This window comes from Flavobacterium sp. KH_001, from assembly GCF_057840745.1.
Map to the genome: position 1 here is coordinate 2,234,070 of NZ_CM174520.1, position 14,655 is coordinate 2,248,724.

At 33.7% G+C, this 14,655-nt stretch carries 9 protein-coding genes and 1 tRNA gene; 6 read left to right on the forward strand and 4 right to left on the reverse strand.

Translation table 11 applies throughout. The annotated features are described in order from the left end of the window. Positions 1 to 140 precede the first annotated feature (140 nt). Together AC3ITQ_RS09690 and AC3ITQ_RS09695 are read right to left on the reverse strand one after the other, a co-directional pair. Entirely contained in the window at positions 141 to 1,643 is a 1,503-nt protein-coding gene (locus AC3ITQ_RS09690; protein WP_489238410.1) for an arylsulfatase, read from the reverse strand. Between the two features lie 23 nt (positions 1,644 to 1,666). Beyond that, a complete protein-coding gene (locus AC3ITQ_RS09695) occupies positions 1,667 to 3,979 on the reverse strand; it encodes a family 20 glycosylhydrolase (protein ID WP_489238412.1) in 2,313 nt (770 codons plus the stop codon). Between the two features lie 918 nt (positions 3,980 to 4,897). Between AC3ITQ_RS09695 and AC3ITQ_RS09700 the strand changes: the two genes are divergently transcribed. Continuing rightward, complete coding sequence (locus tag AC3ITQ_RS09700) at positions 4,898 to 6,556, forward strand: DUF3472 domain-containing protein (protein ID WP_489238414.1); 1,659 nt, start codon at positions 4,898 to 4,900, stop codon at positions 6,554 to 6,556. Positions 6,557 to 7,008: 452 nt separating this feature from the next. Here the strand turns inward: AC3ITQ_RS09700 and AC3ITQ_RS09705 are convergent. Then, a tRNA-Glu gene (locus AC3ITQ_RS09705) sits at positions 7,009 to 7,080 on the reverse strand. 662 nt (positions 7,081 to 7,742) lie between these two features. On the opposite strand from AC3ITQ_RS09705, the gene AC3ITQ_RS09710 reads away from it, so the two are divergent. Further along, a complete protein-coding gene (locus AC3ITQ_RS09710) occupies positions 7,743 to 9,755 on the forward strand; it encodes a M13 family metallopeptidase (protein ID WP_489238416.1) in 2,013 nt (670 codons plus the stop codon). A gap of 298 nt (positions 9,756 to 10,053) precedes the next feature. Further along, positions 10,054 to 10,866 (forward strand): formylglycine-generating enzyme family protein, encoded by an 813-nt coding sequence (locus tag AC3ITQ_RS09715; protein WP_489238418.1) that lies wholly within the window; start codon positions 10,054 to 10,056, stop codon positions 10,864 to 10,866. A gap of 71 nt (positions 10,867 to 10,937) precedes the next feature. Here the strand turns inward: AC3ITQ_RS09715 and AC3ITQ_RS09720 are convergent, their stop codons facing one another. Further along, complete coding sequence (locus tag AC3ITQ_RS09720; protein WP_489238420.1) at positions 10,938 to 11,633, reverse strand: pseudouridine synthase; 696 nt, start codon at positions 11,631 to 11,633, stop codon at positions 10,938 to 10,940. Positions 11,634 to 11,975: 342 nt separating this feature from the next. Here AC3ITQ_RS09720 and AC3ITQ_RS09725 point away from each other — a divergent pair, with 342 nt between their 5' ends. From AC3ITQ_RS09725 to AC3ITQ_RS09735, 3 genes are all read left to right on the forward strand, one after another. Continuing rightward, positions 11,976 to 12,794 carry a DUF5694 domain-containing protein gene (locus AC3ITQ_RS09725; protein WP_489238421.1) on the forward strand — a complete coding sequence of 273 codons (819 nt, stop codon included), beginning with the start codon at positions 11,976 to 11,978 and terminating at the stop codon, positions 12,792 to 12,794. Positions 12,795 to 12,834: 40 nt separating this feature from the next. After that, entirely contained in the window at positions 12,835 to 13,542 is a 708-nt protein-coding gene (locus AC3ITQ_RS09730) for a DUF6090 family protein (protein ID WP_489238422.1), read from the forward strand. Positions 13,543 to 13,723: 181 nt separating this feature from the next. Then, the gene (locus tag AC3ITQ_RS09735; protein WP_489238424.1) at positions 13,724 to 14,398 is read left to right on the forward strand and encodes a hypothetical protein; all 675 of its coding nucleotides are present in this window, start codon (positions 13,724 to 13,726) and stop codon (positions 14,396 to 14,398) included. Positions 14,399 to 14,655: the final 257 nt, after the last annotated feature.

Sequence of the window (14,655 nt, forward strand, 5' to 3'; positions counted from 1 at the left end):
ATTAATTTAGTAATTGGTTTGAACAATTTATGTAGTTACTATTTTTGATTCTTAATTTTTAAAATCAGCAAATTAAATATTTAAGTTATCAGAATAAATATATTAAAAAAAGAATCAAAATCATGTAATGAGATATCCTATTAGTTAATGAATTCCCATTCTTTAATTTTCGCAGGAGTATGTTCTTTCTTTAGAATTTCTTCAAATTTTTTAACCAATTCAGGATGTTGGGAAGCAAGATCAACAGACTCCTTTTCGTCAGTTTTAAGATTATAGATTTCCCAAGGAGCATTTTTATTTTTCTTCATGTTACTTTTTACTCCTTTCCAGTCCCCAAGTCGAACAGCGACCTGACCTGTTTTTTCTGAGAATTCAAAGTATAGGTATTCGTGTTTTTTTTGGTTTTTCGATTTTCCTGTTAATTCAGGTAAAAATGAAATTCCGTCAGTATCGGTCTTTTTTTGACCGTTTAAATCGGCTATTGTAGCAAAAAAATCAATTTGAGAACTAATCAAATCGCTCGTTTTACCAGCCGGAATTTTGCCTGGCCATTTTGCAATAAACGGAATACGTATCCCACCTTCATACAAATCGCCTTTTGTACCTCTTAAACCGCCCATACTGTTGAAATAAGATGGATCAAAACCACCAGTTTTAAACGTTGCACCGTTATCACTGCTGAACATTACAATTGTATTATTATCTAAACCAAGCGCCTTTATTTTTTCAAGAATTATTCCGACTTGCGCATCCAGATAAGAAACCATTGCGGCATAAGTCGATTTTGGATATAGCGTAGGAGCGTAGCCATTGTTTCCATAATAAGGCTGCTCATCAAATTGGCCTTTATACTTATTAATCCACTCTTCCGGAGCTTGCAAAGAAACGTGAGGGAGCGTATAAGCCAGGTATAAAAAGAACGGTTTCTCTTTGTTTTTATCAATAAATCCGATTGCTTTTTCGGTCATTTTTTCAGGCGCATATACTTTTCCTTTGAAAGCATCAAAATCGGCAGGAGTAGCTGTTTTTGGATCTAATGCTTTGCTGTGTACATAGATGTAAGGTTGTCCTAGATCATCTTTTATAGTATACCCCTTTGTATTTTGGTTTAGATAATCCTCACCAAAACTTTCCCAAAGATGGGAAGGATAAAAATTATGAGATTGCTTTTGGTCAAAGTAGCCATAGAAATAATCAAATCCTTGTTTGGTCGGCATTCCTTCAGTGTCATTATATCCTAATCCCCATTTCCCAACAAGGGCAGTTGTATAACCTTTCAACTTTAATAATTCTGCAACCGTAAAAGCTTTTGCTTCTAAAGGCAATTGTCCTTTTTCATTTTCATCGGTAAAATCGCCAAACTCATAATTTCCACGGATATACGCGTGACCGGCATTTTTACCCGTCATTAACATACATCTTGAAGGCGCACAAACAGGTGCGCCGGCATAATGCTGTGTAAATTTTATTCCTTCTGATGCCAGTTTATCGATATTGGGAGTCTTAATCACTTTCTGACCGTAACAGCCCAATTCACCATAGCCCAAATCATCGGCATAGATGTAAATGATATTTGGTTTTTGCTGAGCAAAGAGTGCGCTCGTGATAAGGCAAGTGAAAATTGTTTTTAAAATCGTATTCATAAATTTTCTAATTTATAAAATAGTTATTCCTCTTCTTTTATGGCCTGAATTTGTATTTCAGATAAAATTTGGTTGAATACTTTTAAATCCTTCATTTTTCCAATAAAAGAATTCTTGCTGTCTCCAATTTGATCTAATGGAAAAAATAAGGTTTTCATTATGTAAATCGAATCGGTTTTGATGCCTGTTGGAATTTTTTCGCGCTCTAATTTTTTAACCAGTTTACCATCTAAATACAAAGTAGTAGAATTATTATCTCCGGAAACCGCAATCGTGCTCCATTTCTTTTCAGGAATTGCAACTCCAAAATCATAATCTTTTCCCTCATGCGAAAAACCAAAATTAGACGTCTTGCCTTGCTTTAATTTCACAGTCGCATGATTCGATTGAAAAATAACGGCATCGGCAGCATTGTTTTCTGATGGATTAATTTTAAAAACAACGGTGTAATTATATCCAATTTCAGGATAGGGAAGCTTTGCCTGACTGCTATTGCTCTTAAAATTTAAAACTTTCCTGTCTCCCTCTTTTTCATACACAACTTGGTTTATAATTTTAATATCCTTGTTGTTGCCTTTCATTTCGTAATTGACAACCAAAGCATCTTTACCGGAAATTTTCCCTCTCAAATTTAATCCCGGCCCTTCGTTTATAGATTTTACCTTATCTGAAAAAGCATTGAAATTCACCGTTTTATTTTCTCCGCTCCACATTTTTTCACTTAAAACTTGTAATGCAGGGAAAACTCTGTCTGTTACATCCTGAGCCGTAATGCCATTTTTTGAGACATCATTCCATACCGCAAACATTCCGCCTCTTATAAAAGGATCTCCCATCTTGAAAACCACATCTCCAATTGCTACCGGTTCCCATTTTTCGTATAAATATTTCAAGTTGAGATAATCGTAGTAATAACCCGCGGCAGGTACAATATACAGAAAACCATCGGGCGTACTAATAAGCGGATAGCCTAATTCTTTCATTTTTAAAGGATCAGCATAACCGTTGTACCAGGCATTCATGGTGACGCCTTTGGAGGTAACCGGGGTAACACCTTCGGCATGTGTCAATGCGCCCCAAACTCTTACATCTTTACCAAACGTTTGGACATATTTTATAAAATGATCGGTGAATTTTCTGAAGGGTTCAGCTTCTTCTTTGGCATATTCGTCAGTTCCAATATGCACTTCCTTAAAACGGAAGACAGGATTTTCTCCTTCCAAATACTCTCTGAATATATTTTCTACGATGGTATACGTTTCAGGGTTTTTGATATCCAGATGATCTTTGCCATATTTTTGGCTGGCAATTTGCGGAAATGCTTTAGAAATGGCAAGAGAATGCGCAGGAACGTCAATTTCAGGAATAATATTTATGCCGTAGCGCTCGGCCAATACTTGTAAATCGATAAATTCTTTTTTAGTGTAAAATTCTCCTTTAGTTGGCAGATTTGGATATCGCTCACTTTCCAGCCTAAATCCGCTATAAGTGCTATCCCAGTCGTTGTTGTAATGTTTTACAAAGGCATTGTCACTTAAATGAATTTGAAAATCACCCATTTTATAATAGGACATCAACTTTACGTAATCTCTTAAAAACTCAATCTTAAAATATTTTCTTCCGACATCCAATAAAAAACCTCTTACCTCATATTTAGGATAATCTCTTGAAATCCCTTTAGGCAAAGAACAATGTTTCGCGTCTTGCTCTAATATTTGTAAAATAGTACGGGTTCCCCAAAAAGCACCTTTATATTGAGCAGCATTTATAGATACATAATCGCGAATAGAAAGAGAATAACCTTCCGCTCCCAATTCGTCATTCTTTCCATCCAAAGAAATAAAAATATCTCCGGCTTTTGGTTTGCCTATAACAATTTTTGGTTTTATAGCGCACAGTTTATCTAAATCGTCCTGAAAAATTTTAGCAGCCTCCATAAGAGTTGCTTCATATTTTGCATCTACTACAATTCTTGATTTTGATGTCAATATAAAATTTCCTTCATCACCATGCCATTCCCTTAAGGACGGAATCACAAAAGGTTTGGCATTCTTTCCCTGATTATTGTATGTTCCTTCAACGTTTACTACATATGGGATTTCCATAAAAGAACCGTTGTCTTTTTTAATTGCCTTAAATAAAAGATTAACGGTCATGTTATGCAATGGACTAAAAACTTTTCCTGATTTGGTTATAATCGCAAGATTATCCGAACCTATCAATTGTACACTAAAACCTTCTGGACATATTGGTGTTTTGTAGGTTGAGGTTGCTTTTGAAACGGTTGGTACAAACACTGTTTTTTCTACAAAAAAAATCGAATCTGACTTCGCCATTTTTGATTGTGGTAATGCCTGTATTGACACTAAAAAAAGGCTTATAATAATTAGACAATGTTTGTAATCCATCTTTAAATTTTATTTTATGCGATTTGTTTTTTTGAGTTCCATCGGACCTTTTATTTGACTTTTATTAATTTCTTAAAAAAGTTAAAATTGAAGTAAAAGCCTATTTTACGTTCCTTTAATGTGAAAATAAAGCAAGGATATTAAGATTTTGATGACGAATATATAGGTTATTTTTCAATAAAAAAATGAAAATGAGTAAAAATGTGCTCGAACACATGTTTTAAAACTACAAAGAAAAGATGTTGAATGAGGTTCACATCTATGAATACTTTTAGTTCTGTAAAGAAAATTGATTTTTTTTAAGGTTGCACTCGCTAAAGTAAATATCTTATTTTTCTTATAATTATTAAAGACGGAAAAATTTCACAAAATTTCAAAATACAGGTGATTGCCTGATTTATATGTGTTCGAGCACATTATATTAATGTGCTCGAACACATATGTTTGTGTTTTTCTTTTTTTATTAATAAAAAATATATAGTTTAGCTGCTAAATAAGAGTATATTCTTATATTTTATTGTGATAAATATGGTTTTAATGAGTTTTTATTGCGGTTTTGTGATATTTTAAAATGGATATAAAAATGTAGAAGGCTGTTGTTTTGAGGTCGTCTTACAATTGGAGGTATTTACAGGAAATGTCTATGGAGAGAGAAGTAAAAGTAGGGATATTTAAAAAGAACTTTAAGAGGTTTTATCGGTCGGAGAGTAAAACAAATAAAATATAGCTGGGGTACATAATTCAAATTTTATCGTCTTCATTGTTATACGTTTTTTTGAAAAATAATGAATTGTATTTTTTTATGCATTAATAAAATAATAGTAACCATTAACAAACCTTAAAACTATGAAATTAACCATTTTTTTTACGAGGCCTTTGACGGCTCTGTTTTTTCTTTTTTGTACATTGATGTCTTGTCAAGAAGACAGCACACTTAAAAGTCCACCACTAGCCGAATCAGGCAAAAATGTAGCCAAGACCACAAAGGTAAGTGGGGAGAATGCAGCCCCATCAGAACATCTTTATTTTTCTTTTGCCTCAGATGCTATTCTTAAACTGCATAAAGTAAAAATCACCCAATCAGCTAATACAGAGTATTTCTCAGTTCATAATTATTCTGGAGGTTATGCGGGACTGCAGCAAACACCAGATACTTCTTTTGGAACCCCAAATATTCTGATTTCTTCGCTTTGGGATCCCAACACCCTGGGAGGAATTTATTCGGAAGTGGCTTACACCGCTGATGGAACTATCAGCAGCAGATTTGGTGGTGAAGGCGATGGGTACAAAACGATTAATCCTTATCAATGGACGCTTAATACCTGGTACAATATTGCACTCAGGGCATGGAAATTAAATGGAAAATTGTACATCGGGACCTTTATCCAAAATCAAAGTACCGGAGTCTGGTTCCACACTTCTACACTGGCCATTCCTGAGCGAACTACTTTTTTAGGAGCAGGTAATGATGCCTTTTTAGAGAATTGGGATGGAACTAATACAGCTCATGATGGGAGTTTTGTTAGGAAAGCTTTTTTTAAAGATTGCTGGAATCTAAGCATAAACAATACCTGGGAAAAGCATACTAGCAGAAGTTTTAGTGCCAATGCCGGTGATGAAGGCAGAAATGGTATATATGACAGAGCCTTCAACTCAGGTTATGATGCAACAGAAGATGCTTATTTTATGGAGCATGGTGGGAATGTTCAGCCCAGCGCAGCATTTGGTACAGGACGTACATTATCACTTCCTGCGCAAAGCAACCAAGGTACCGCTCCTGTTTTAACCGTTGGACAACTCCAAGGAGCCACAGCCAGCAGCAGCGGGAATACCGTAACCGTAAACTGGACCAACACTCCAACCAAGAGCCCGCAATTTTCTTCGAAAGTAGAATTGCTTGATCCTTCGGGAGTGGTCGTGAGTACGGTAAATGAGGTGTTGCCTCAAAAAAGATCTGCTACAATTAGCAGTACACTAGGCACGGGTACTTATTCTGTTAGAATTACCCTTACAGATATTTTTAACCAAGTTTCTCCAGCTTTAATAGTACCGGTTACAACTGGTATATCTGGAAGTACATGGTATAAAATTAAAAATGCTTCAAGTGGTCTTTACCTGGCCCTGGAGAATAACAGTACAGCCAATAGTGCTTTTCTTGTGCAAAGCACGAGTGTAAGCACCAACGCGCAAAAATGGAAGTTTAATACTCAGGGGTCAGCTTACGTAATTGTTAATGCAAATAGTAATAAGGCGCTTGATATCTCAGGTGGCATACAAACCTTAGGGGGGAATATCATTCAGTATACCATTTCAAATGGCACTAATCAGCAATGGAAGTTAATTTCTGCCGGCACCAACAAATATGTAATTCAAAGCAATCTATCAAATCATTATGTACTGGATAATCCGGGAAGCAGTACTATAAGTGGAACCAAGATTGTTCAATACAGCATTAATGGCACAACAGGAAGTCCAAACCAACAATGGATACTCGAAGCGCAATAAAGGAACAAAATTTACAGTTGCAAGTGCAAATATTATTAATAGCGATATGAAGAACAAAGTTTTTCAAATAATAGTTGGTTATTTTTTTAAATCGAGTTAGTACTCTTTATATCCTACAAAGCCACTCATTCATGAGTGGCTTTTTTTGGATTAACGCTAGATGTTGTGGGAAACATTATAAATTTCATACTGCTTAATTATTTTTTAACGCAGAGAACACAATCGATAGCTGTTGGGATTCACAGCGTTCACTAATATTTACACAATCTAAGCCGGCAAAGCTTTGTGAACTTTGTGTTTTACTAAACTTAGCATATTTAAAAAACTTTGTGTTCTCCGTGGTAATTTTTTTCTCACCACAGTTTTTCGTATTGATCCTATATGAATTGTAGGAGATTAAATTTATTGCATAAAAAAAGCTTCAGATCTCTCTGAAGCTTTTTGTTAGCTAGTAGCCCGTAGCGGAATCGAACCGCTCTTACATGGATGAAAACCATGCGTCCTAACCGATAGACGAACGGGCCTGCTTTTGTAATGCGGGTGCAAAAATGCAAATAATTTTAGAATACACAAAAATATTTTTTTAGAAAATTGTTTTTAGCTGTTCTGAACTTTATCATATTTCGAAATTTCTATCGTAGATAAATTCAGGAAATTAAAATGTATTTATTTGATTAATAATTTGTTGTTTTAGATAAAAAATGGAAGGATAGCAGTTTTTTTTCATCTTTTATTAAAAAAAAGATTTTCAAAAAAAACAAAAAAATATTTATTCTGAGAGAATATTCTGTAGGTTTAGGCTGTTTTCAGAAGCGCTTTTCATGAAAAGTGGCGTAAATTTTAATTAGTAAAAACAGCTGAAAAATATATTAGGTTTGAAGTAGGGGAGTTTATGAGTTTTTTTAAAATTACGTTTGGTTGAAATGACGCAAAGTGAGTCCCCAAGGTCTTTGGGACTGCGTAGCATGAATTAGAACATTTAGTAGAGCAGAGGATTACTGGATTAACGATAAATGTCTGCCTATAATTCTGACTTTTATAAGTGGTAATTCTTATAAAAACTTTAGAATTAAAAACTGAATTCGTATATTGTTCTGCTAAAATTAACTATGCCAGATATATACATTTTAAAATATCTGCCTTCAAACTTTTTTTTCAGTTCATTTTAATAGAAATAATCTAGATTATGAAAAATTCATTAATGCTATTCATTGCGTTCTTAGCTTTTACATCGTGTTCAAAACATGAAGGAAAAAAAAATATTGCTATCACTGGAATAGATTCCACATTGCGACCTGGCAATGATTTTTTTAAATATGTAAATGGTAAATGGTATGATTCTGTTGCAATACCTGCATCTCAAGCCGGAGTTGGTGCCTATATGTTTATGAATTACCCACAACGAATGCGTCTGCAAGGAATATTGGACAGTATTTCACAAAGCAAGAATCCAGCAGGAAGTATTGAGCAAAAGGTCGGAGACTTTTATGCATCAGGTATGGATACAGTAACCATCGACAAACGCGGTTATGCACCTATCAAACCCTTGCTTGCCAAAATTGAAGCAATTAGTGATTTACCATCCTTAATGAACTTTGTAGTGAATGAAGAAAAAGTGAACAATTCTTCTATTATAGGTTTTGGAGTGGGGCCAGATGATAAAAACAGCAGTATGAATATTGCCCAAATCTATCAAACGGGTATCGGCTTGCCTGACAGGGATTATTATTTCAAATCAGATTCATCAACTGTAACCATACAGGAAGCTTACAAAAAATACCTTACTACTTTGTTTCAACAAACAGGAAGCAATGCCAATGAGGCTGAAAAGAATGCTAATTTGGTTTACGATATTGACAAACAACTCGCCGTTTCACATAAAACAAAAGTTGAACTTCGGGATGTGCAGGCAAATTATAATAAAATGGCTGTGACAGATCTTGTAAAAAGACATCCTAACATAGACTGGACTGCTTTTTTGAATAATTTAGGTGCTAAAACCGATTTCATTAATGTAGGCCAGCCAGCCTATTATGATGCCCTTAATAAGCTCTTAAAAACGATCCCTGTTAATAATTGGAAAATTTATTTGAAGGCAAGATCTATAGAAAGATATGCAGATGATTTAAGTAAACCTTTTGTAGATGCCTCATTTGAATATACCAAAGTACTTTCTGGCCAGGCTGTTCAAAAATCACGTGGAGAAAAAATGGCTAGTGTTCTTGACACGTACTTAGGCGAAGCATTGGGTCAATTGTATGTAAAGAAATATTTTTCAGAAGATGCTAAAAAACGTATGTTAATCCTCGTGAATAATTTGCAAAAAGCGTATGCCAAAAGAATTGATAAATTGGAATGGATGAGTTCCATTACGAAACAAAAAGCTAAAGAAAAATTGGCAGCTATGACTAAGAAAATAGGATATCCGGATAAATGGAGAGACTATAGCAATGTACAGATAGCCAGAAATACCTATTTTGAGAATATGGTTTCAGCTGCTGCAGCTGCATACCAATTTCAATTGGCAAAATTGGGCAAACCAGTCGATAAATCAGAATGGTATACCACAGTTCCAACAGTTACGGCATATAATAATCCTACTGCAAATGAAATTGTTTTTCCTGCAGGTATTTTACAACCCCCATATTTTGATAATAACGCAGATGATGCACTAAATTATGGAGGTATCGGAATGGTTATAGGTCATGAAATAACCCATACTTTTGATGATCAGGGCGCTCAATATGACAAGGATGGCAACTTAAAAAACTGGTGGACAAAAGAGGATTATGCACAGTTTAAGTCAAGAATACAACAGGTTATTGATTTGTATAGTACCTATACCGTTTTAGACGATCTACACATTAATGGAGCAATGACAGTTGGCGAAAACACGGCAGATATTGCCGGAATAGCAGTTGCTTATGATGCTTTTAAAATGACTGAACAAGGACAAGGGAATACAAAAATTGACGGTTTTACTCCAGACCAGCGCTTCTTTATTTCTATAGCCAAAATATGGAGAGTAAAAATGAAAGATGAGTTCCTGCGTTTGTGGATTAACAATAATCCACATTCTCCACCAAATTGGCGTGTTAATGGTCCTTTAATGAATACTACTCCTTTTTATGAAGCATTTAATGTACAACCTGGAGATAAAATGTTTTTGCCAAAGAAAGACAGAATAATAATTTGGTAATACCTTCGCTCTCCGAGGTGTTTCTCCAGTTTGCGCGAGCGTCTCACTGGTGAACGCAACGGAAGTTGATAACGAGGGGTGAAACAAAACAAAACTCCAGATTTCTCTGAAGCTTTGTTTTAGTTGTGGAAAGTATTCAAATAGTTAAGCAGTTTTTTGAAGATTGCTATAATAATACCGACTGCTTCTCCCGATGATTTATAAAGAAAAAATATAGCACTATCGCATTTATCGACCCCAATTTGGGTAGTTTTTTTGCCACATATAAATAAGTGGGCAGTAATTTTAAACAGACATTATGATCAAACAGATATTCTTAATCTTTCTAGGGCTTTTGGTACTGAATTCCTGTAAACAAGATAATGTTGACTATGTTTTTGTAGAAGGTGGGACTTTTGAGCAAGGTAAAAACCAAATCATTATTAGTCCCAAAGGTGATACAATAAAGGGATTTACAAGTCCACACCGAATGGTAGAGCTTGATGACTTTTACATAAGTAAATATGAAATAACGGTTAAACAGTTTAGAGAGTTTTGCGAAAAAACAGGCAGAAAAATGCCTGAAGCACCTATTGAAAATGCACACGGAATAAAAGTATATTATAAATGGATAGACGAAAATCCAATGCTTGCAACTTGGGACGAAGCAAATGACTTTGCTAAATGGGCGGGAGGAAGATTACCAACAGAAGCGGAGTGGGAATATGCTGCTAAAGGTGGAAAGAAAACCAAAAACTACAAATATAGCGGTAGTAATAGTCCGATCGAGATAGGATGGGTAAAAGAAAACTCAGACAGTACTTTTCATAAAGTTGGTCTACTTAAACCTAATGAACTAGGAATTTATGACATGACCGGGAATGTAGGTGAATGGGTTTTTGATTGGTACAACCCTGAGAAGGATAGTTTAGTAAGTAAAAAAAATCCGAAAGTAACAACAGAAGGAGAAGGGACCTATAAAATTTCGAAAGGTGTTAGTTGGTTTTACGAAACTCAAAGTGCCGATGGAAAGCCATTAGAATATGGAATACATATGCCAGAAGTTAGATACCAGTCTCCAAGAGGTACACGAAATGACGGATTTGGATTTAGAATCGCGAAAAACAAATAAAAACCCTTCCTAGTAGAAACATACCGAAAACAATTGTTTGAAAGTAGAACAATAATTTACAAATTAATATTCTATTCATACCTGCTTAAGTCTAAATTAAGAATAGTGCCTACTCTGCTAAACTCTTCATTAATCTTTGCATTCAGGATTAGTTGTTCGTTTTTTATGGGATGATTAAAAATTAATTGATGTGCATGAAGCATCATTCCTTTCAGATCATAATTTTCCAGCCATAATTTATTTTGTTTGTTACAACCATGTGGACGGCTCCCTAAAATGGGATGAAAAATATGTTTGAAATGTTTTCGTAATTGATGCATGCGTCCCGTTTCAGGAATGGCTTCGACCAAACAATATCGTGATGTTGGTCGATTATTAAATTCTAACGCAACTTCGGCACTTTGCAAACGATGAAAGTGTGTTATTGCATTTTGTGTAATATCATCATCATTAGTTAAATCATAATCAATCGTTAGTTCTTCCGGTGACCAGCCACGTAAAATGGCTAAATATTTTTTTTCGACTTCGCGTGTGGCAAAACGATCATTCATGATTTTTAATACCTCTTTATCCAGCGCAAATAATAGTACACCAGATGTTTTGCGATCTAACCGATGAATAGGGTAAACGTGTTGCCCTATTTGATTTCTCAGCTCCTGAATAGCATACACTTTTGCATCGCGCGCATAAAATGATTTGTGAACCAGCAACCCACTTGGTTTATTGATTGCTATAATATATTCGTCCTGGTAAAGAATTTCTAACATTGGGCAAAAGTAGAAGAGATTTCGATTGAAATGGCTTTTATGACTATTTAATTCTATACTTTTCTTTTTTATATTTTATTTTAGATCGAAAAAAATTTGACTTTACGGGAAACCGTAAGGCTTCTTTGTTTTTTTTGAGTAGTATTGTAATTACGCTATAAAAGTTCGTAGACAGTGTAAAAAAATGAATAAAACTTAGCTTTTTAATCTCAACCCCTTTGTAGTATCAAGCGTTGTGTGTCACTTTCGAGGGACAGAAATAACTAATCAATATTGGTGGCAATTTGCGAGAACGACAATAAAAACAAACTACAAAATAAACTACAAAATAATCTAAAAAAAATGACTTTCCTTAAAACACTTTCTACATTTTTAATTACGCTTTTAATTGTAACAGCAACTTTTGGACAGCAATCTAAACAAAAAACTAAGATCTTATTAATCGGTACAATTCACTTTGAAACACCTCATTTAGATGCGCATGAATTAAAGACAGATGATTTTTTAGCTCCTAAAAGACAGCAGGAATTGGAAGAATTGACCGAAACTTTAAAACGAACAAATGCTGATAAAGTGATGATAGAAAAACCATTTAAGCAGCAAAAGCAAATGGATAGTTTGTATAACTCGTATTTAGAAAACAAGTATAAATTAACCGTTTCTGAACGAGAGCAAATTGGTTTTAGATTAGCTAAAAAATTAAATTTAAAACAGATTAATTGTGTTGATGTTTTGTATCTAATGAAACAGGACAGTTTACTAGGTGTAACGGCTAAAGAAAAAAATCAGTTATATCTATTAAATGAATTAGGTAGTACAGCGAAAAACTTTATGGCTGAAATAGATGGTGTCGTAAAACGAAATTCAATAACCGGAATACTAAAATATCTAAATACAAAAGAACTTTTGCAGAAAAATTTATCATTATACTTAAAATATATGGTAAAAGTTGGAGCAGGAGAGAATTATATTGGTGCGGAAGCAGTTTCTGAGTGGTATTTGAGAAATTTGGCGATTTATGCTAATGTAATTACGCAAGTAAATGCAAATGATAAATACGTTATACTACTATTTGGACAAGGACATATTCCGATATTAAAACACTTACTGCAAAATAATGACGATTTTGAAGTCGTTGAAGTAAATAACGTACTAAAATAAACTTTCACCAATAGCCAGGTTAAAATTATAAAACTAAGATATGCAAGAAGAAATTACCAAACATTCAAAAAAAATTTACAAAACTGTGAAAAATACAGAACACACTTTGGGAGAGAAAGTAAAAGAAATCATCGTGGAAATAAGCATAATCGTTTTTGCAGTAACACTTTCAATATCGCTGCACAGTTGGAGTGAACATAGACATCAACAAGAAGAAGTATCTGTATTTCTTGCTAATTTAAAGAATGATTTACAAGATGACATAAAAAAGCTCGAAAGTGAAAAGAAACAATACCAAAACGCAAACAAAGGGTATGAAAAAATTTTAGGACTAACGACTCTCCAACTTGACAGTATTTATAGGTCTAAAGATATAGTTCATCTCCCGGTTTATTCACATGGACAAATAATGAATGTTGGAAATTTTGAAGGTTTTAAGTCCAGTGGCAAAATTGGCTATATTGAAGACGAAAAATTAAAACAGAAAATCTTATCTTATTACCAACTATGGGTACCATCAATTAACGAAGTTGATAAAGTTTATGATAATTTTCTGTTCAAGTGTTTTGATAAAATGATAGAAAATGCAGATAAATCGGAAGTAAGACTATATTCAGACCCAAAATTTAAAAAGACAATAGAATTTCTTATCAGAATTGGTAAAAATAACATAAGGGTTTATGACAAAAATGTAAAACCACAAGCAATTGAACTTATTAAAGAAATTGAAAAAGAGATGAATAAATAAAACAGCACAGAACTGCCGTTTGGTAATATAGTGGGATTAGGCTTAATTTAAAGTTGATTTTGTATTTGGTATTACTTCTACATTTATCCAAAAAAAAGCTCATCTTTAAAACTTGAAGAAAACCAGAAGATTCACAAATAATCAATGAAAAAACTCCAATTCAACATTAATTTAATAAAAAATGAAACTAGAAAAAATCTTTCTTTTTGTAAGTATTATTATGCTTTTTAATTTTAGCTATTCGCAAAATTTTGAAAAGAAAAAAATAGGTGTAATTTTTAGTATAAATGGCCCGTACAAAATAACCAGACAAGCAGTTTCTAATACGGTTGAAATATCAGAGGTAGACAAAAAGGACTTGTTTTATGGCGCTTATAGGTTTTTAGAAACCGGAAAAGGAAATCCAACTGAAAGAATTATTCTGGCATATTTAAAAGAGTTAGCTTCATTTAATGTTGAAATTATTCAAATAAAAGATACAATAAGTAAGGCAAATCAACCAATGTTCATTTGGACAAAACCAGAATACGTCGGCGACGATTTAAAAAAAATAAAAGTGAAATACAATTTGAACTATTTGCTTATTATTGATGGTCGATTTGGAATAGAATTTGAAAAAGCAGGGGCCTTTAATGGAGATAAAAGAACAAATGTATTTTTAAGTAATGCTTTTATAGATTTAGAAACAAATAAAGTAGTTTCATATTTTAATGTTGGCAATACTAGCAATATTGAAAAGAAAAACATACTTAGTCCACCAAATTTTCCAAATATTGAAGAAAGCATGAATAGCCTTTTGCATGATAAAGTATTACCCGAAATTGAAAGCAAAATTAGGCGAAAAATTAAACTATAGCTTTACGAAGCTTTTAATAATGTTTTTTTCTGCTCTTCAAAGTGTTCTCAAAAAAAGCTGCGTAAATGTCTCTTTTAGAATTTACGCAACTTTTTTGTTTCTTATAAATTGTAAACCTGATAAAAGTCTCCCGACTTTTTACGTTTTTAGCTTAAACAAAAAAAGCTTCAGAGAAATCTGAACCTTTGTCCGCCGCCGCGGATATGAGTCCATACGCCATAATTTGAAACAAAAAAGCTTCAGAGAAATCTGGAGCT

Coding starts and splice junctions, on each gene's coding strand:
- AC3ITQ_RS09690 (WP_489238410.1), bottom strand. CDS start 1,643: ATGAATACGATTTTAAAAACAATTTTCACTTGCCTTATCACGAGCGCA.
- AC3ITQ_RS09695 (WP_489238412.1), bottom strand. CDS start 3,979: ATGGCGAAGTCAGATTCGATTTTTTTTGTAGAAAAAACAGTGTTTGTA.
- AC3ITQ_RS09700 (WP_489238414.1), top strand. CDS start 4,898: ATGAAATTAACCATTTTTTTTACGAGGCCTTTGACGGCTCTGTTTTTT.
- AC3ITQ_RS09710 (WP_489238416.1), top strand. CDS start 7,743: ATGAAAAATTCATTAATGCTATTCATTGCGTTCTTAGCTTTTACATCG.
- AC3ITQ_RS09715 (WP_489238418.1), top strand. CDS start 10,054: ATGATCAAACAGATATTCTTAATCTTTCTAGGGCTTTTGGTACTGAAT.
- AC3ITQ_RS09720 (WP_489238420.1), bottom strand. CDS start 11,633: ATGTTAGAAATTCTTTACCAGGACGAATATATTATAGCAATCAATAAA.
- AC3ITQ_RS09725 (WP_489238421.1), top strand. CDS start 11,976: ATGACTTTCCTTAAAACACTTTCTACATTTTTAATTACGCTTTTAATT.
- AC3ITQ_RS09730 (WP_489238422.1), top strand. CDS start 12,835: ATGCAAGAAGAAATTACCAAACATTCAAAAAAAATTTACAAAACTGTG.
- AC3ITQ_RS09735 (WP_489238424.1), top strand. CDS start 13,724: ATGAAACTAGAAAAAATCTTTCTTTTTGTAAGTATTATTATGCTTTTT.